The 17,024-nt window shown below is 64.1% G+C and carries 16 protein-coding genes and 1 tRNA gene; 6 read left to right on the top strand and 11 right to left on the bottom strand.

All coding sequences use genetic code 11. The features are described 5' to 3' along the window. Positions 1-17: 17 nt before the first annotated feature. The 5 genes from HRC28_RS04075 to HRC28_RS04055 form a co-directional block, all read right to left on the bottom strand. Positions 18-1,451 (bottom strand): aldehyde dehydrogenase family protein, encoded by a 1,434-nt coding sequence (locus HRC28_RS04075; RefSeq protein ID WP_182378906.1) that lies wholly within the window; start codon positions 1,449-1,451, stop codon positions 18-20. Next, complete coding sequence (locus HRC28_RS04070; protein WP_182378905.1) at positions 1,448-2,200, bottom strand: glutathione S-transferase N-terminal domain-containing protein; 753 nt, start codon at positions 2,198-2,200, stop codon at positions 1,448-1,450. The genes HRC28_RS04075 and HRC28_RS04070 overlap by 4 nt, the downstream gene beginning before the upstream one ends. 45 nt (positions 2,201-2,245) lie before the next feature. Beyond that, positions 2,246-2,959 carry a glutathione S-transferase C-terminal domain-containing protein gene (locus HRC28_RS04065; RefSeq protein WP_182378904.1) on the bottom strand — a complete coding sequence of 238 codons (714 nt, stop codon included), beginning with the start codon at positions 2,957-2,959 and terminating at the stop codon, positions 2,246-2,248. 77 nt (positions 2,960-3,036) lie between these two features. Next, positions 3,037-3,717 (bottom strand): SDR family oxidoreductase, encoded by a 681-nt coding sequence (locus tag HRC28_RS04060; RefSeq protein ID WP_182378903.1) that lies wholly within the window; start codon positions 3,715-3,717, stop codon positions 3,037-3,039. A gap of 20 nt (positions 3,718-3,737) precedes the next feature. Next, positions 3,738-4,952, bottom strand: a complete 1,215-nt coding sequence (locus tag HRC28_RS04055; protein ID WP_182378902.1) for a CoA transferase — start codon at positions 4,950-4,952, stop codon at positions 3,738-3,740. 221 nt (positions 4,953-5,173) lie between these two features. On the opposite strand from HRC28_RS04055, the gene HRC28_RS04050 reads away from it, so the two are divergent. After that, the gene (locus tag HRC28_RS04050) at positions 5,174-6,409 is read left to right on the top strand and encodes a glutamate-cysteine ligase family protein (RefSeq protein WP_182378901.1); all 1,236 of its coding nucleotides are present in this window, start codon (positions 5,174-5,176) and stop codon (positions 6,407-6,409) included. Between the two features lie 275 nt (positions 6,410-6,684). Here HRC28_RS04050 and HRC28_RS04045 read toward each other — a convergent pair whose 3' ends face one another. From HRC28_RS04045 to HRC28_RS04035, 3 genes are all read right to left on the bottom strand, one after another. Next, positions 6,685-7,227 carry a MarR family winged helix-turn-helix transcriptional regulator gene (locus tag HRC28_RS04045; RefSeq protein WP_182378900.1) on the bottom strand — a complete coding sequence of 181 codons (543 nt, stop codon included), beginning with the start codon at positions 7,225-7,227 and terminating at the stop codon, positions 6,685-6,687. Between the two features lie 191 nt (positions 7,228-7,418). Further along, positions 7,419-8,288 carry a CmcJ/NvfI family oxidoreductase gene (locus HRC28_RS04040; protein WP_182378899.1) on the bottom strand — a complete coding sequence of 290 codons (870 nt, stop codon included), beginning with the start codon at positions 8,286-8,288 and terminating at the stop codon, positions 7,419-7,421. Positions 8,289-8,347: 59 nt separating this feature from the next. After that, positions 8,348-9,568: a CoA transferase gene (locus HRC28_RS04035; protein ID WP_182380439.1), complete on the bottom strand. Its 1,221-nt coding sequence runs from the start codon at positions 9,566-9,568 to the stop codon at positions 8,348-8,350. Positions 9,569-10,407: 839 nt separating this feature from the next. On the opposite strand from HRC28_RS04035, the gene HRC28_RS25290 reads away from it, so the two are divergent. From HRC28_RS25290 to istB, 5 genes are all read left to right on the top strand, one after another. Beyond that, positions 10,408-10,731: a helix-turn-helix domain-containing protein gene (locus HRC28_RS25290; protein ID WP_237111689.1), complete on the top strand. Its 324-nt coding sequence runs from the start codon at positions 10,408-10,410 to the stop codon at positions 10,729-10,731. Positions 10,732-10,922: 191 nt separating this feature from the next. Further along, positions 10,923-11,072 (top strand): hypothetical protein, encoded by a 150-nt coding sequence (locus tag HRC28_RS04025; protein ID WP_182378898.1) that lies wholly within the window; start codon positions 10,923-10,925, stop codon positions 11,070-11,072. Between the two features lie 342 nt (positions 11,073-11,414). Next, positions 11,415-12,416: an IS110 family transposase gene (locus HRC28_RS04020; protein ID WP_202033217.1), complete on the top strand. Its 1,002-nt coding sequence runs from the start codon at positions 11,415-11,417 to the stop codon at positions 12,414-12,416. A gap of 53 nt (positions 12,417-12,469) precedes the next feature. Further along, entirely contained in the window at positions 12,470-13,750 is a 1,281-nt protein-coding gene (gene istA, locus HRC28_RS04015; RefSeq protein ID WP_237111674.1) for an IS21 family transposase, read from the top strand. Next, the gene (gene istB, locus HRC28_RS04010) at positions 13,750-14,559 is read left to right on the top strand and encodes an IS21-like element helper ATPase IstB (RefSeq protein WP_182378689.1); all 810 of its coding nucleotides are present in this window, start codon (positions 13,750-13,752) and stop codon (positions 14,557-14,559) included. The genes istA and istB overlap by 1 nt, the downstream gene beginning before the upstream one ends. Before the next feature lie 862 nt (positions 14,560-15,421). Here istB and HRC28_RS04005 read toward each other — a convergent pair. The 3 genes from HRC28_RS04005 to HRC28_RS03995 form a co-directional block, all read right to left on the bottom strand. Continuing rightward, positions 15,422-16,021, bottom strand: a complete 600-nt coding sequence (locus HRC28_RS04005) for a hypothetical protein (RefSeq protein WP_182378897.1) — start codon at positions 16,019-16,021, stop codon at positions 15,422-15,424. Positions 16,022-16,355: 334 nt separating this feature from the next. After that, positions 16,356-16,428 (bottom strand) — tRNA-Thr (locus tag HRC28_RS04000). A gap of 77 nt (positions 16,429-16,505) precedes the next feature. Beyond that, positions 16,506-17,000: a polyketide cyclase gene (locus HRC28_RS03995; RefSeq protein ID WP_182378896.1), complete on the bottom strand. Its 495-nt coding sequence runs from the start codon at positions 16,998-17,000 to the stop codon at positions 16,506-16,508. Positions 17,001-17,024 lie beyond the last annotated feature (24 nt).

Raw genomic sequence — 17,024 nt, 5'->3', positions numbered from 1 at the left:
CTGCTGCACCGAGTCGGTCAGTGCTTAATGCGCAGAACGGTGATGTCGGTGTACGCGAGCAGGCCGTGCAGGGAGGACTCGACGCCGAGTCCGGACTGCTTGACCCCGCCGAAGGGGGTGTCCGGGGACATGGCCGGGTGCTGGTTGACCCAGACGCTGCCGGCTTCGAGTCGCTCGGCTACGTCGATCGCTCGTGCCTCGTCCGGCGACCAGACCGAGGCACCGAGGCCGAGGTCGCTGGCGTTGGCGCGGGCAATGGCATCGTCCAGGTCGTCGTAGGCGATGATCGGCAGAACCGGTCCGAACTGCTCCTGCTCGACGATGGGGAGCGATTCGTCGTCCGCACGGACGAGCGTGACTGGGTGGAAGTATCCTGGCCCGGAGGGAGCTTCGCCTCGGAAGATCTCCCGAGCGCCTCGGGCGAGGGAGGACTCGACCAGCGAGTTCACACGGTTGAGCTGTGCCTCGTTCTGGATCGGACCCATGTCGACACCGTCTTCGAGACCGTTGCCGACACGGACGGTCGCGGCCACGGCAGCGAGAGCGTCGCTAACCTGGTCGGCGAGACGCTTCGGAACGTAGAGGCGCTTGAGGCCGGCGCAGACCTGCCCGCAGTTGGACAGGCCGCCCCAGTAGAGGTCAGCGGCGATCGATGCCGGATCGGCGTCATCGAGGACGATGCCCGCGTCGTTGCCGCCCAACTCCAGGGTGAGGCGCTTGAGGGTCCCGGCGGCGCTGGCCATGATGGCCTTGCCGGTGGCGACCGACCCGGTGAAGGAGATCTTGTTGATCCCGCGGTGGCTCGTGAGGGCTGGCCCGATGTCGTCCCCCCCAGAGACGACCTGGAACACGCCGACAGGGAAGACGTCATGAAGGAGTTCGGCCAGTCGCATGGTCGCTACTGGGGTGAGCGGCGACGGCTTGACGATGATCGTGTTGCCCGCAACGAGGCCGGGCGCGATCTTCCAGAGTGCGAGCAGGATCGGGTAGTTCCAGGCGGTGATGGCGCCGACGACACCCAGCGGCGCTCGACGAATTTCAGTTCGCTCGGTTGCGTCGTCACGAACGACCTCGACCGGGATCTGCATCTGCGCGTAGGCCTCGCAGTAGCGGAGGCCGGACTCGATCTCGCCGCGAGCCTTGGCGAGGGGCTTGCCCTGTTCAAGGGTGACGAGCAGTGAGAGTTCATCGAGGTTTTCGCGGATGACTGCGACCATGCGCTGCACGGCCATCTGACGACCCTGAAGGGACGTCTTGGACCATCCGGTGAAGGCTCGTCGGGCAGCAGCGACGGCGTTGTCGAGGTCAGCCGGCGTCGCGTCAGGTACAGCGGTGAAGGCATCCCCGGTTGCCGGGTTGATGACCTCACGGCGTCGGGCGGTCGTGACGACCTCCCCGTTGATGAGGAGCTTGGGTGCCGTCACTTCGGCGGACTGGACGTTGGATGTCATTGGTTGCCTCCAGCAACGGCGGGCTCAGGTGAGTCGATGGTGGGATTCCCGGTGGTGTCGGGTGGGCGGAACAGGGTCTGGAACTGTTCGGCGGTGTACTCGTTCTTGGACGCTTTGGCCTCGCGCGGGTCGGAGACCCTGACCTTCGTTGATGGGCGTTCACCGACGCGCTGGGTCCACGCGGCAACGTGGGGGAACTCGCCTTCGATGTCGACGCCCTGTCCCTTCGCGACTCGGGTCCAGGGATATGTGGCAACGTCGGCGATGGAGAACTCACCGGCGATGTAGTCACGGTCGGCAAGTCGGGTGTCAAGCACGCCGTACAGTCGTCGGATCTCGTTGAGATAGCGGCCTGTGGCGTACTCGTCGTTGATGCCCATTGCGGGTGCGTACTTGTGGAAGTGCGTTGACTGGCCGGCGATCGGGCCGTGGTTGGCTACCTGCCACACGGTCCACGCCACGGCGTCCCAACGCTCAATCGGATCAGCGGGCAGCAACTTGCCTGTCTTCTCTGCGAGGTAGAGAAGAATCGCGCCGCTCTCGAACAGGGCCAGGGGCCGGCCATCGGGGCCATCGTGGTCGACGATGGCCGGCACCTTGCCGTTGGGATTGATCTGGAGGTACTCGGGCGAGAACTGCTCTCCGCCGCTGATGTCTGTCCAGCGGATCTGGTACTCCAGCTCCAGTTCCTCCAGTGCGATCAGCACCTTACGAACGTTGGGGCTGGTGTAGTAGTAGAGATCGATCATGTTCTCGGGTTCCTCCCGTTACCTACAGGGTTTGGGTGACGTGCGTCAGATGCCGAACTGGGTTTCGAGGCGCTCCAGGTAGGCGACGAGGTTCGGCTTGGTCTGCACGTAGCCGGTGCCCGGCCACGGGTGCGGCTGGTTGGCGATGTGCTTGAGGGTCGAGTAGACGGTGGCGTCGACAGTTCGGAGCGCGTCGCCGGTGAAGTAGGTCTTGTCGCCGAGGTAGTCAGCGAGGGCGTCGACGTCGAGCCGGAAGACGACCTGGACGGCTTCGGAGCTGCGTCGGCCCATGCCCTGGCCGTTGAAGCCGTCGAGGATCCGCTGGCGGAACGGTGCGAGCGCGGTGCGGATGTCGTCGTTGACCTCGCCGTTGACGATGATCCCCATGTAGACCTCCCAGCCCTCGTCGAGGCGCCAGCGGGGCTCGATGATGCCGCTCCAGTAGAGGTTCTCCTCCACGAGCCGAGTCCAGGCAAGGTTGTTTGCGGCTTCGGCTGCCGACAGATCGGCGTCGAGCTTGTCGCCGTACTTGTCCTTGAGGTAGTTGATGATGGCCGTCGAGTCGGCGACCTTGGTGCCGTCGCTGTCGACGATGTACGGGAGCTTGCCGGTCGGGGAGTCCTCGTCGAGGGTGGCCAGGTCCTGGGGCTTCCACTCGAAGTCGAGGCCGACGAAGGTCAGGTAGTTGACGACCTTGTTGACGAAGGGGCTGATGTCCGGGACCCCGAAACCGGGGACGTAGCCGTAGACGGTGATCATGGTGTGGTTCCTTTCAAGAAGTGCGTGTTGTCGTGTTCAGATCGAGGTGCGGGCGCGGCGGTGTAGCCGCGTCCGGTTCACCACGGCAGGTAGGTGCCGTTCGAGTGCTGGAATCGACCTGCGTTTTCGGGGGTGAGGCCGTCGACGTCGGAGATGAGGCCTGCTGCGGCCTGCTCCGGGGTGATGTAGTCGTAGTCGCCGGGGTAGTCCTTGGTGAGGTCCGTGGCGACCATGCCGGGGTGCAGCGCCAGGACACTGATGCCCTGCTTCGCCAGATCGTGGTGCAGGTTCAGGACGACCATGTTCGCGGCGGCCTTCGAGACCCGGTAGGCGTACATTCCGCCCGAGGTGTTGTCGGTGAGGGAGCCGACGCGGCTGGTGAGAATGCCGACCTTCGATCCTTCGTGGAGGAGCCCGCGAACGGCTTCGACGGTGCGGAGCGGCCCGATGGTGTTGATTTCGATCTGCCGACGGAAGTCGTCGTAGTCGATGGAGCCGAGGTCATCGAGGCCGAGGACGCCCGCGACGTGGAAGACCGAGTCCAGGCTGACGCCGTCGGCTTCGAGCTTGGCGACGAGGGTGTCGACGGACTCCTGCGAGGTGACGTCTACTCCCCCTTCGACGCGGACACCTGCGGCGACAAGTTCGTCGTTGCCGACCATGCAGGCTGCGATGACATCGTCGCCGCGTTCCTTGAGCTGGAGTGAAATGCAGTGGGCGATTCCGCGGTCTGCGCCTACGACCAGAACTGTTGACATGAAAGTGATCTCCTCTTGCTTCAGACGGTCGCCGCGGCCGCGGCTTCTTCGTTGCCGACGATGTTGCGGGCGACCAGGTCGCCGAGGGCTTCGGTGTCGATGCCCAGTTCGCTCAGTACTTCGATGTTGTGCTGGCCGAGGCGTGGTGCGCCACGGGGAGGCGTGGGAGGCGTTCCGAGGAACCGGGCAGGAACCCGGGCCTGTCGCAGCGGTCCCGCATCGGGGTGGTCGTTCTGGACGATGATCTCGGCGGCCAGGACCTGGGGATGCTCGATGACTTCGGCGCGGGTCAAGATCGGTGCGGCGGGAACGTCGTTCTCGTCCAGCATCTTGAGCCAGTGTTCGTTGGTGTCATCGATGACAACACTCTGGATCATTTCCAGGCGGGCGTTGATGTTTTCCGACCGGCCAACCGGGGTTGAGAACCTTTCGTCCTCGATCCATTCGGGGTGTCCGAGCGCCTGGCACATGCCTTGCCACTCGCCGTTGGAGTTGGTGGCGATGGTGATGTGCCCGTCGGCGGTTTCGTAGATCAGGTCGATGAAGCTTCCGCCCTGCTCGATCGTCGTGGGCTTGTCCATGAAGGTGTAGGCGCCCATGTCGGAGGCCCAGAGGAACGACAGCACTCCTTCGAGCATGGACAGTCGAATGTGCTGGCCTGCGCCGTTGCGTTCACGGGCGAAGAGGGCTGCACTGATGGCCTGCGCACCGACAACGGCACTGAGCTTGTCGGGAAGGATCGTGCGGATGAGTCGCGGACGCTCTGTGTCTGAACCGGCCTGAACCGAGGTGAGACCTGTGAGAGCCTGGATGAGCGAGTCGTAGACTCGCTGGCCGGCGAGCGGTCCACGCTCACCGAAGCCGCTCATGGACAGGTAGATCAGTCGCGGGTTGATCGCGGCAAGGTCGTCGTAGCCGATGCCGAGGCGCTCGACGACGCCCGGCCGGAAGTTCTGGATGACGACGTCGGCGGTCGCGACGAGCTTCTTGAGGATCTCCACACCTTCGGGATCCTTCAGGTTCACCGTCACCGAACGCTTCGAGCGGTTGACGTTGACGAACATCGCCGACATCCCGCCGTGCCGGTTCTGCAGAGCGCGGACGTGGTCGCCCTTGTTGGGGACCTCCACCTTGATCACGTCGGCGCCCTGGTCTCCCAGGATGTCTGCGGCCCACGGTCCCGACATCATCGATGCCAGGTCGATCACTCTCACACCATCAAGTGGTCCAACCATCGGAACCCTCCTCGTCTTGTTTCACCGCGCGTCTATAGGGCGGTTGCTTGTTCGGTATCGCGCGTTTGATCAGCGAACTGGTCCGTCGTGGTTCGCCTTGACTTGTGCTTGTGTCGGCGATCACACTGGAATGACCGTAGAACTAAATCTCTTAGACGTCAACTACTTGTGTCTAGAAGATTTCCGTTCTAGCGTCGTAAGCCACAAGGAAGGGAGTCCCGATGCCGCACTCACGCCGCTCGCTGGACCTGGACACGTTGGCTCGGACCGCTCAGGAAGCGTTTGCCAGCACCGAACCCGACCTTTACGGCCTTGAGGTGGAATGGCCGACAAACCGATTCGGCGATGAGTGGGCGCGCCCAACTCCCGCGGACATGGCAGAGCTGCAACTACTTGAGATGCCCGGACAGAGCCGCGTCACGTTCGAGCCGGGCGGCCAGGTCGAACTCTCGACAATGCCGTTCCCGACGATGACCGAGGCCGTCAAGGCACTGCGAGCAGATGCCGCCCAAATCGATCTGGCACTTCACGGCTACGGGTACGACACCATCGTTGCGTCAGTCGACGGACGACGCGCACCGCGTCGCGTACTCACCAAAGCCCGATACGAGGCAATGGAGAGGTTCTTCGAAGCCAACGGCCCCAGCGGCACATGGATGATGACGAACACAACCTCAACGCAGGTCAACATCAGTCACGCCGCCGACGACCCGTACCGCCGCTGGCGGCTGATGCACCATCTCGGTCCGGTCTTAGTGGCCGCATTCGCGAACTCACCGGGCATCGACCAAGCCGGCCGACACTGGCGATCACTTCGCCAGGCAATCTGGTGGGGCATTGATCGGGGACGGACCAAGCCGGTGCCCGAACACGTCGATCCGGCAAGCGCATGGCTCGACTATGCGCTCGCAGCAGACGTCTTCTTCATCAATGAAGAAGACTCGAACGGGTCTCGTGGGATCGGCTTACCGCCGGGAACGTCGTTCGCGAACTGGCTGCGGAGCGGGCATGAGGTGGGCTGGCCGACCATCGATGACTTCCGCTACCACCTCTCGACCCTGTTCCCGCCCATTCGACCTCGCGGCTGGATCGAGATTCGCTTTCTCGATGCCCTTCCGCCATGGATTTGTGAGGTCGCAGCCATGACGATCGCCACCCTGTCTGCGGCACCGGGGATCGATGAGGCATGTGAGCGCCTGCCGGACACTCGCGGGCTTTGGATGGACGCGTCCCGCAACGGACTCCAGAGCCGCGTCCTTCGGGAGACGGCAGTGCCGTTGTTCGAGTTGGTCGAACGGAACCTTGAGCAGGTCTCGTCTGACCCGAACCAGGCGGCCGCGCTGGCAGAGTTTGTCAGTCGGTATGTGCGACTTGGTCGCTGCCCCGGCGACGACATCTCGACACTGGTTGACCTTCGACAGTTCGCCGGTCGACCCTTGGTTCCCGCTCTCGGTTGACAAGCACGAACCTTCGCGCCCTCGTTCACTCGGCCCTCCGGTCGCACGTCTTGCACGACGGCCGACGGCACCTCGCTCTCGCGAGGGTGGCGCATTGATGCGTATGGGGACGACTAAGCGTTGGTGCCGCAGCGACCCAAGAGCAGCCCGCTGACCCGCAACCCCGCACGGTCGTCTGATCACAACAACCGGTGGCGTCGCCCTGCCAAGACATCCACGCAGGCTTGTTGAGTGGCGTACCTCGTGGCGAAAACGAAATGACCTGGTGCGGAAGTTCAGTGAACGTCGTTCTCGGGGTGCTCGAATTGAGCAAGCAGAAGCTTCAGAAGGCGACGCAGTTCGGCTTGATCAGTGGGAGTCAGTACCTGGACCAGTTTGGTTTCATGGTCCATCAGGTCTGCCAACACGTCGTCGATCAGGTGCATGCCGTCGGGGGTGAGTTGGACGTCGATTCGCCGGCGATCCTCAGGGTGGATGTGTCGGGTGACAAGTCCGGCCTTCTCAAGCTTTTCGAGCCTCTGGGACACACCGCCGGGCGTGATGAGCGAAGAGTGAGTCAGCTCGCCTGCGGTCCGTCGATAGGGCTCGCCTGATCGACGCAGCATCGCGAGGACGTCCAGTGTCACGCGGTCGGTTCCGACCTCTGTGAGTCGGTCCTTGCGCTCGCGTTCCATGTGGCGCCCAACTCGCCAGATCCTGGAGATGATGCCGATCGAGCTGACGTCGAGGTCAGGACGTTCGCGGTTCCAAGCCTTCTCTACGCGGTCGATGCCGTCCTCAATCTGACTAGGTTCCAGCTTTGTGGGCTTTGTCGCCATCGGGATCCCTCTTTCACAAAGGCAGACTATTTCTTATACCTAAATATCATACCGGGTGATGGGATCTCGTTGCGTTAGCAAGTTGTCCGGCCGTGATGCGTGGATCAGCCCTGTGGTGTGTGTTGGATCTGAATACGTGACCCCGAGCCGTGTGGAGTGTTCGCAGGTGGTTCTTGCGGGCTGGTGGCTCGTCAGATCCTGGCGGGTGGTCGTCGGGGACCGTTGTCGTCCCAGACGGCGATGACGCGAACTTCAATGCTCTCTCGTGGAGGGGATCCAGCGGGAGCGTCCGGGTTGTCGAATGCGGAGTGCGCAGAGAAGCGGGTGGACGCAGCGGTGTCCATGCACTTGAGGAGCAGCGCTTCCTCGTTCCGCATCTCCGGAAACCAGTACCACCGTTGATCGACATGGTGGCGAAGTAGAAAGTACTCGCCTTCTCGTTCGGGATAGATCAGCGCTGCCCGCTCAAGGTCTTCGTTGCGAATGGTTTGGCCATCGCAGACCGCGAGGGGCGTGTCGCGCAGTGGCTCTCGGATCGGGCGCCAGAGGTTGATGAAGGCGAAACGGCCATGGGGCACGTAGCCGAGGATTTCAGCGGCTCGTTCGCGAGCAGATTCTGGCGTGTAGTCGTTGTGCACCCAGCGTGCGGTTCGTGTGTGGTCAGAGGTATTGGCCCAGGTTTGTTGCTGTGCCTTGTCGTCGCATCGCACGTTGTGGTCGAAGGAGACCACTCGACTTGCGCCTGTGATCGCCGCGATCTGCGCTTCGACCTCGGGTCGGTAGGTATCGCAGATGGCAGCAGCGTCGTCCCATGCCGTGAATCTGGTGGGGAGATGTCCGGCCTCAAAGCCGTGGGTTTCAAGGGTTCCCGACCCCAGCTCCCAGCCGTTGCGGATGAGTACTGGTACGTGATTGGTGTTGCCGTTCACGCGAGGGACGCCCTCTGGTGGCACATAGGTGTAGAAGTACGTCCGGCCTGGCGTTTCGTCATGGAACGTCAGCACCGATGTGACGCTGGGGGTGCAACGCAGGTGGGGGTCGACACTGGTCGACGCTGACATGGTTCAGTCGCCTTGGGTGTCCAGTGAGCGGTCGAGTGTCGTGCCCGACCTCTCGATTGTCACGCGCTGCCTGCTACAAGCGATGGGGTCGGCGGGGCTCCGGCCACGCCCGATTCAAGGAGACCGTTGATGGTGTCGTCGTCCAGCCCGATGCTGCGCAGTACCTCGACGGTGTGCTCGCCGAGGAGGGGCGCTCCACGGGGCGGCGCGAGTGGGGTGTCCGAGAATCGTGCTGCGGCTCGGGCCTGCCGCAGTCGGCCAGCGACCGGGTGGTCGGTGGTGATGAGCGTTTCAGAGGCAACGACCTGAGGGTGGTCGATGACCTCGAATCGGCGAAGTGCCGGAGCGCAGGGAACGTCGTTCGCGTCGAGAATCTCCAGCCACTCAGTTGCAGTGCGCGTCAGGAGAGTCTCCTGCACCTCAGCGAGCCGCTCATCGACGTGCTTGCCACGACTCGCTGGGGTGGAGAACCGCTTGTCCTCCAGTAGATCCAAACGATCCGTGGCGCGACAGAACGCTGCCCACTCGCCGTCGCTCATGGTCGAGACAGTGATGTAACCGTCGGCAGTCTCGAAAATGAGGTCGATAATGCTGGCATCCTGCTCAGGGAGCACGGGCCTATCAGCAAACGTGTAAGCCCCCATGTCGGTGGCCCACAAGAACGACATCATCGTGTCGAGCATTGAAAGTTGGACGTGCTGGCCTCGACCCGTGTGACCACGGCCTGCAAGTGCAGCGCATACGGCCTGGGCACCCATCACGGCGGTCAGTTTGTCCGGCAGGACCGTTCGAACCAGGCGCGGGCGACCGTCGTCGGACCCTGCTTGCACGGATGCGAGTCCGCTGACTGCCTGGACAATCGGGTCGTAGGCTCGCTTGGAGGAGTACGGTCCGACCTCGCCGAAGCCGCTGATCGACAGGTACACGAGGCCCGGGTTGACTGCACTGAGTTCCTCGTACGAGATGCCGAGGCGCTGAACTACGCCGGGGCGGAAGTTCTGGATCACGACATCGGCGGTAGCGATGAGCTTCAGGAGTGCGGATCGTCCCTCGGCTTGCTTGAGGTCGATCGCAACGGACTTCTTCGATCGGTTGATGTTGACGAACATCGATGCGAGGCCGCCTGAAGTGTTGGGCAGCAGTCGTACGTGGTCGCCGGTGCCCAAGGGTTCGAGCTTGATGACCTCAGCACCTTGGTCGCCAAGGATGTCGGCTGCCCACGGACCCGACAGCATGGCCGAGAGGTCAATGACGCGGTACCCCTCCAACGGTCCAGGCATTCGCGACATCCTCTCTGACGTCCAACCACAATGATTCGGTTCTAATTTACTTAGTTCGGAACGATTTAGCAATAGCGGCGTCGGGGCAGCTCGGCCACAAACCTGCACCTGAGGAGGGGTCTGCTGCGCAAACGGGTGACAGTCGACAAGCTGCTTGGTTGGCAGCCGTCGGCTGGACCCCTGAAATCGCCAAGTCGAGAAAGTGCACTCCCGCCCTCACCGCCGCCATCCGCAGTGGCCCGCATGACGATCGTTGACGGATTCTGACGAGTCCAAAACCCGCTCCGCGTAAGGCGATTCACGGCCTCGAAACCGAGCGGCACGCATGCTACGACGAGCGTAGATATACCTCGCTCGCGACGGGCGGCCTCCCTGGCGCTCCCATCGCCTTCGTTCGCGAGTCATGAAGGCGCGGCCAGCGAAGCGCCGGCCGGGCCGGTCCACAAGCTGGATCACGGGTCCACCCCAACCAGCACGCACATGGGAACCGTCAGCGCCCCGTGCATCCCGCCGGCCACTGATTCCTAGCCGTCAGACGCTCTGACCGCGCTCCTTTGCCGCCTTCACCGACGCCTGGTGTCCCCCCGACTTTCCGCATCGAACCAAGTGCCACACACCTCTTGCATTGTCGGAGCGGAAACGTCCGGCGGAATGCCTGAGCCGCTCACTGAGCCCGGCGTCCCCCTCGACGTCCGGCACCGCAGCCCCAGACAGAGCGGCGTTCCAATCGAGCGGCTCGCCGCCATCCCGTCGTGGCGGTGATCGCACCCACCACGTGTGACTCCTTTGGAGACCAACAGTGGTGCAACCGACACCCACGGGATCAGGACGAGGCTGCAATGAGGAACAACAAGCACGAACAGGACCAACCAAGTCTCTGGGACGAGTTGCCAATGCAACCTTCACCGAAGCCGTCGCCGCATCGACGAGCTGCGCCGTCCTCGTCACGACCGATTGCTCATTCGCAAGCCGCAAGCGACGGCACCGGCGAACGCCTGTGGACCGCCGCCGATCTAGCCGGACACCTGGGCGTACCGGTCAAGACCATCTACACCTGGCGCGCCAAGGGCCTGGGCCCCAAAGGGATCCGTGTTGGCAAGCACCTGCGTTGGCATCCCCGCACCGTCGCGGACTGGACAAGCGCATTGGAGCACGACCAGTGATCAGGACCTGCCCTCGCTGCGGCGATCCATTTCACCTCCCGGACCGCCCCAAGGCGGGCCGCCCGCGCCGGTGGTGCGGCAGCGCCTGCCGCCGACTGGCATCCGAGGAGCGACGAGCCGCCGAAGCTGGCCACAGCGCCGTCACGTTCATCAAGGAAGCCACGAGCCTCGATGAGCACGTCCGTGCCGTCTTGGACTCCCCCGGAGCCTGCCGCCGCATCCTGCGCGACCTGGCCGACCGCGAGGCCAGGGGTGCATTGCGCGAAGCGAAGTGGAGCAGCGTCGCCGATGAACTGGAGCGCTTCCGTCGACCTCGCCCAGGCACGCGCTGGCGCCGCTGACCAATACGCCGGACGCAACTCGACCGACAATGCACTAGGTGTGTGGCACTCCTTCTCGCGCCTCAGCGCGCCGTGAGGTGGCCGTTGGTCAGCGACGATTCTGGTTGCATTGGCGGCTACTAGACACTCGACTGCAGGATCGGTGTCTGGCCAGACTCGGTCCAGGTGATCGGCGGGCAGCTCTCTATGCGGCTGCCCACCGGCTGTTCTGGTGTGGCTCACTATCGGTCTGCGGCCCGCCGTTCACCGTGACGAGGCGTGGCTCAAGAAGGGACTGCCCTGCTCGTAGTAGCAATGCCCACCTCGCCGTCCAATCGGATCGAGCACAGGCGGGAACAGCACATGAACCATCACTTGGAGCACGTGATCATCGGGGTCGATCCCCACAAGCTGTCGGCCACCATCGAGGTCGTCGATCAGCACGAACAGATGCTCGGCGCCGGCCGGTTCACTACGGACCGCGCCGGCTATGCAGCGATGCGGACCTACGCGAAGGCCTGGCCGGAACGGGTCTGGGCCGTCGAGGGAAGCAACGGCGCCGGCCGACCGCTCGCTCAACGACTGCTCGAGGACGGTGAACGTGTCGTTGACGTCCCCGCGAAACTCGCCGCTCGAGTCCGGCTCTTCGACACCGGCCACAACCGCAAGACCGACGCTCATGACGCCCACGCCGTCGCGGCAGTAGCTGTCCGTACCTCGACCCTTCGGGTGCTGCAGTTCGACGGAGAGCTCGAGGCGCTGCGGATGCTCACCGACCGACGTGAAGCACTGACCCGTCGACGCGTCCAGACTGTCGACCGGCTCCAGGCTCTGCTCGCAGAACTCCTGCCTGGACAGGCGAAACGCGACATCACCACCGGCCAGGCCAAGACGATGCTGGCATCTGTCCGCCCCCGCGACATCGCGGGCAAGACCCGCCGACGCATCGCTGCCGAAGAGCTCGCCGAGTTGGTTGCGGTCGAGGCCAAGATCAAGAAGTCCACCGCCGAACTGAAGGCGATCGTGCTCGCCCGCGGCTCACGCCTGATGGACCTGCACGGTGTCGGACCCGTCGTGGCTGCGCGCATCCTGGCCGATGTCGGAGACGTCGCTCGGTTCGCAGATCGCAACAAGTTCGCTTCCTGGACCGGCACCGCGCCACTCGATGCGTCGTCTGGCGAGCAGAACCGTCACCGGCTCTCGCGCGCCGGAAACCGCCGGGCGAACCACATGATCCACATCGCAGCGATCAGCCAGATTCGCCTCGATACCGAGGGGCGGGTCTACTACCGACGCAAGCGCGCCGAAGGCAAGAAGTCACTAGAGGCCATCCGGTGCCTCAAGCGCAGTGTCGACGACGCTTGAAAACGAGGCCATAGCGACGGTCGGAAACGAGGCCACCCAGACAGATTGGATGGGTGATCTCTGTGGAGGATTGGGCTTTGATCCGGCGGCTGGTTGCGGACGGTGTTCCGCAGCGTCAGGTCGCACGGGACCTGGGCGTCGGACGGTCGACCGTGGCACGGGCGGTGGCATCGGACGCGCCACCGAAGTACGAGCGACCAGCGGTGCCGACATCGTTTGCTGCGTTCGAACCAGCGGTGCGTCAACTGCTGGCCAAGACGCCGGACATGCCGGCGACGGTCATCGCCGAACGCGTCGGCTGGACCGGGTCGATCACTTGGTTCCGTGACAACGTCCGCCAGCTGCGGCCTGACCACAGACAGGTTGACCCTTCGGATCGGTTGACGTGGCTGCCAGGTGACGCGGCGCAGTGCGATCTGTGGTTCCCGCCGAAGAAGATCCCGCTCGAGGACGGCACGACAAAGTTGCTGCCAGTCATGGTGATCACCGCGGCGCACTCCCGCTTCATGGTCGGACGAATGATCCCGACCCGGCACACCGAGGACCTGTTGCTGGCGATGTGGATGCTGCTGCAGCTGCTCGGCCGTGTCCCACGCAGGCTGATCTGGGACAACGAGTCCGGCATCGGCCGCGGCAAGCGGCATGCCGACGGGGTCGGTGCCTTCACCGGCACCCTGGCCACCACGCTGCAGCGACTCAAGCCCTATGACCCCGAATCGAAGGGCATCGTCGAACGCAGGAACGGATTCTTCGAGACCTCCTTCATGCCTGGTCGTGACTTCACCTCACCGGCCGACTTCAACGCCCAGTTCGCTGATTGGCTGACCAAGGCGAACACCCGCATCGTGCGCACGATCAAGACCCGACCGGTCGATCTGCTCAACGCCGACCGGGCCGCGATGCTGCCCCTGCCCCCGGTGCCGCCGACGGTGGGGTGGATCAACCGGGTCCGGCTGGGACGCGACTACTACGTCCGCGTCGACAGCAACGACTACTCGGTCGATCCCGCGGTGATCGGCAGGTTCGTCGACGTCCATGCGGACCTGACCAGGGTCGAAGTCCGCCACGAAGCTCGCCTCGTCGCGGCCCACGACCGGGTCTGGGCACGCGGGATGACCATCACCGACCCCGCCCACATCGCTGCGGCGAAGGTCCTGCGCGAGCAGTACCAACAACCCCGACCCGCACCAGACCCTGATGACGGCCTGGTGCGGGACCTGGCCGACTACGACCGCGCCTTCGGCCTCATCAACGGCGGCCTCACCAACGCCCTGAGCGACGGTGGCGTCAGCGATGGTCCTGCCGATGGTGTCGATGGTGAGGAGGTGGCCTGATGGCGACCAGCAGTAGCAAGACGAAGAGCGACGCAACCGAAGCACTCAAGCAGCTGACCTACCTGGCGTCGGCGCTGAAGGCACCTCGGATCACCGAAGCCGCCGGCCGGTTGGCCGACCACGCCCGCGATGCCGGATGGACCCACGAGGAGTACCTCGCCGCTGTCCTCGACCGCGAGGTCGCCGCCCGCAACGCGTCCGGTGCCCGACTGCGGATCCGTGCCGCGGGGTTCGCAGCACCGAAGACGATCGAGGAGTTCGACTGGGACGCCCAACCCTCGGTGCGTCAACAGATCGGATCACTGGCATCAGGCGGATTCCTCACCGAAGCCCGCAACGTCGTCCTGCTCGGCCCGCCCGGCACCGGCAAGACCCACCTGGCCACCGGCCTGGGAATCGCTGCGGCGAACCACGGCCACCGGGTGCTGTTCGCAACGGCGACCGAATGGGTCACCCGACTCACCGAAGCACACCGCGCCGGACGACTACCCCAAGAGCTCGCACGGCTGCGGCGCTACGGGCTGATCATCGTCGACGAGGTCGGCTACCTGCCCTTCGAGCAAGACGCCGCCAACCTGTTCTTCCAACTCGTCTCGTCCCGCTACGAACACGCCTCGCTGATCCTCACATCCAACCTGCCCTTCAGCGGCTGGGGCGGCGTGTTCGGCGACCAGGCCGTCGCTGCCGCGATGATCGATCGCGTCGTTCACCACGCCGACGTCCTCACCCTGAAGGGCGCCAGCTACCGACTACGCAACCGCGGAATCGACACCTTGCCCAGCATCAGAACCCAAGACCCGGCAGACTAGAAGTCAACGAACCGGTGGCCTCGTTTTCGAGCGTCGCATCGGCCTCGTTTTAGAGCGTTGCCGACACGCAGAATCTCTGACGCGATCTACCGCCAACTCGTCGACGATGCTCAGCGAGCGGCTGGCACGGGTCCGGGAGGGCACTGCGGGGCGTCTCAAGAATCCAGCGCGGTCGACCTGCCCCCGCACATCGACACTTCGGATCAGCCACTTCCCGGACCCGCACGCCAAACGCTACGCCCGGCATCGACGTCCCGGAAGACCCCTAGCGACGGAGCGCTTGCAGCTACCGGTTGACAACAGAAGGGAGCCGCTATGACGCGGCTATACGGGTTCGCGGAGCCGATCGGAGGGCAACTCAAGCCTAGGCGCGAGCCGTCAGGACTAGCCTGCCTGCGCAAGACTCCCAGGACACGGCCTGACACCGCTCCGCTAACTAAGGAAGCAATGGATCTCTGTTACCCGGTTCCCTAGGACTGGCAGGCTTTCGAACGTCTTGTGACGTCGATCGCCTAACTCCCCTTTCCTGATGGAAGGACGCACCATTATCGATAGTGCCGTCGGTGCCTGGACCTACGCTTCTGCGTGTGTGGGAGAGCCAGGCTGGCTTGTGGAGTCGCCTCAAGCTGGGCCGGGAGGAGTACCTCCAGCGGCTCGTCACGACGCTGATCCTTGATGGAGACGCGCCACCCTGGCACACCCGGCGATCGCCGGGTGTGCCAGACCGAAGGTTTTGAGGCTCTTGGGCGACGCTACTCATGGCGGGGTCCACGTACTACGTTCGGCCCGGACGCATGTCGATTGGGCGCATTGGACGACTGCCCATGCGTCTTGGGGAGGGCCGCCGCGCGTCCGGCATGCCCTAGCGTGGCAGCCGTTCGGACGGCTTGTCAGGGTTCCTGCCCTGGCGGACGAACATGGCGGCGACCCAAAGTTTGAACGTGGCGTCCTCGACCTCAAGTACGAAGTCGCGGTGTGCGCTGAGTTGATGGAGGTCTAGGTCCTCCACGACGGACTTCAATCGTCCTCTAGCGGTGATGGAGCCGACGCGCGATACTTCCGGTTGGTCAGGCTTCTTCACCCACTCGCCGTGAACCAGGCGATTTCGCATTTGTTGCAGTGTCCTTAGCTCAGCCAGATGCTCGAGCACTCGCGGAACGAGCAGTGGATGAGCGATTGGCGGTTCAGGCACTCCGTCATCGTCGGGGAGTCCTGCTTCGCAAGCAGCGCGCAGACGGTCGAGTTTGACCGCCATCGTGTCGTTGCCGTAGAGAAGAAAGACGTTCCGCCGTGACGGCTCCTGCGGGGCAACGACCTCCGCGATCAGCCAGCCTAACCGGGCCTCGATTTCGGAACAGCCAGTGATGATTTCGCCGATCAGTTCGAATGCCTTGGCGTTGAGCCTGCGAGATTTGTTGTCTAGTGCCACGCGCCCATCCTCGCGCAAAGCGGTCTCGGTCAACTTCCGCATTCATCAAGTTGGATCTATCGGCAATAGCTCGAATGTTGATCGCAGGATTGGGTGGAGTAGATGGAGAGCGCGCCCCAGCGACCTCGCTGGGCTCATGGCCCTTTCTGGGCGGAAGGGACCGGGCCGATCTCCAGTCCGACTACAGCCGGCACGGTCAGTCGGTGCCAACGCGGTCCGCAGGGCGGGCAGTCTCCGAGACGCAATGACGTGCCCAGTGGGGGCTGACGCGGGAAACGTGTCGCAAACATGTCACTCGCCTGATTCGGACCAAAAACGTACAGTGGCTCTGATCAGCATTCCTGCTGGTCAGAGCCACTGTCGTCAGAGCCGCCTGTCAGAATCGAACTGACGACCTAGTCATTACGAGTGACTCGCTCTACCGACTGAGCTAAGGCGGCGTGCTCCACGTCGAGACGCAGAACAACGTGCGGAAGCATACCGAGGGCAGGCGCCGGGAGGGGAATCCGGGGCCACCTCAGCCGGACTCGGCCAGTTGCTTGAAGTTCAGCAGCTGGCGGCGGGCCATCACCAGGTCGCCCACGCTCAGGGCTGGCGCCAGGGGACGAGGCAGGTCCGCCACGATCTTCAGGACCAGCCGGGTGCGTTCCGGACCGACGGGGACGAGCAGGTAGGTCATCGTGGCGCCCATGATGCGCGCGGTCAGGTGCACGCGGTGCTCGACGGCGAGCACCCTGCCCAGCGGGCGCCCTGCACTCGCCGTGAAGGGGTCGCCGGGCTGCGGGTCCGGTAGGTCCCGGAGTTCCCGCGGGGAACGTCGTCCGAGGTTGTCGATCCAGTCGTAGGAGTACGGCGCCAGCCGCACCTGGACCAGCCAGGGCCAGACCCGCTCCGGGCTGGCCTCGACCGTCACCGCACGCCATGCCCTCAACGTCGGGTTCGCGACAAAGGCATCACACGGGTAGCTCCGGACGAGGTCATCGTCCGTTGTTCCCCAGCGGTCAGCGAGCATCAGCTCACCGCGTCTCGATACGCC

Source organism: Nocardioides sp. WS12 (genome assembly GCF_014108865.1).
GTDB lineage: Bacteria > Actinomycetota > Actinomycetes > Propionibacteriales > Nocardioidaceae > Nocardioides.
The sequence above is the reverse complement of the archived record's forward strand: the minus strand, read 5'-3'. Positions and strand labels throughout refer to the sequence as shown.

Coding starts and splice junctions, on each gene's coding strand:
- HRC28_RS25290 (WP_237111689.1), top strand. CDS start 10,408: ATGAGGAACAACAAGCACGAACAGGACCAACCAAGTCTCTGGGACGAG.
- HRC28_RS04050 (WP_182378901.1), top strand. CDS start 5,174: ATGCCGCACTCACGCCGCTCGCTGGACCTGGACACGTTGGCTCGGACC.
- HRC28_RS04075 (WP_182378906.1), bottom strand. CDS start 1,451: ATGACATCCAACGTCCAGTCCGCCGAAGTGACGGCACCCAAGCTCCTC.
- HRC28_RS04060 (WP_182378903.1), bottom strand. CDS start 3,717: ATGTCAACAGTTCTGGTCGTAGGCGCAGACCGCGGAATCGCCCACTGC.
- HRC28_RS04035 (WP_182380439.1), bottom strand. CDS start 9,568: ATGCCTGGACCGTTGGAGGGGTACCGCGTCATTGACCTCTCGGCCATG.
- HRC28_RS03995 (WP_182378896.1), bottom strand. CDS start 17,000: ATGCTCGCTGACCGCTGGGGAACAACGGACGATGACCTCGTCCGGAGC.
- HRC28_RS04040 (WP_182378899.1), bottom strand. CDS start 8,288: ATGTCAGCGTCGACCAGTGTCGACCCCCACCTGCGTTGCACCCCCAGC.
- HRC28_RS04070 (WP_182378905.1), bottom strand. CDS start 2,200: ATGATCGATCTCTACTACTACACCAGCCCCAACGTTCGTAAGGTGCTG.
- istB (WP_182378689.1), top strand. CDS start 13,750: ATGGCGACCAGCAGTAGCAAGACGAAGAGCGACGCAACCGAAGCACTC.
- HRC28_RS04065 (WP_182378904.1), bottom strand. CDS start 2,959: ATGATCACCGTCTACGGCTACGTCCCCGGTTTCGGGGTCCCGGACATC.
- HRC28_RS04020 (WP_202033217.1), top strand. CDS start 11,415: ATGAACCATCACTTGGAGCACGTGATCATCGGGGTCGATCCCCACAAG.
- HRC28_RS04055 (WP_182378902.1), bottom strand. CDS start 4,952: ATGGTTGGACCACTTGATGGTGTGAGAGTGATCGACCTGGCATCGATG.
- HRC28_RS04045 (WP_182378900.1), bottom strand. CDS start 7,227: ATGGCGACAAAGCCCACAAAGCTGGAACCTAGTCAGATTGAGGACGGC.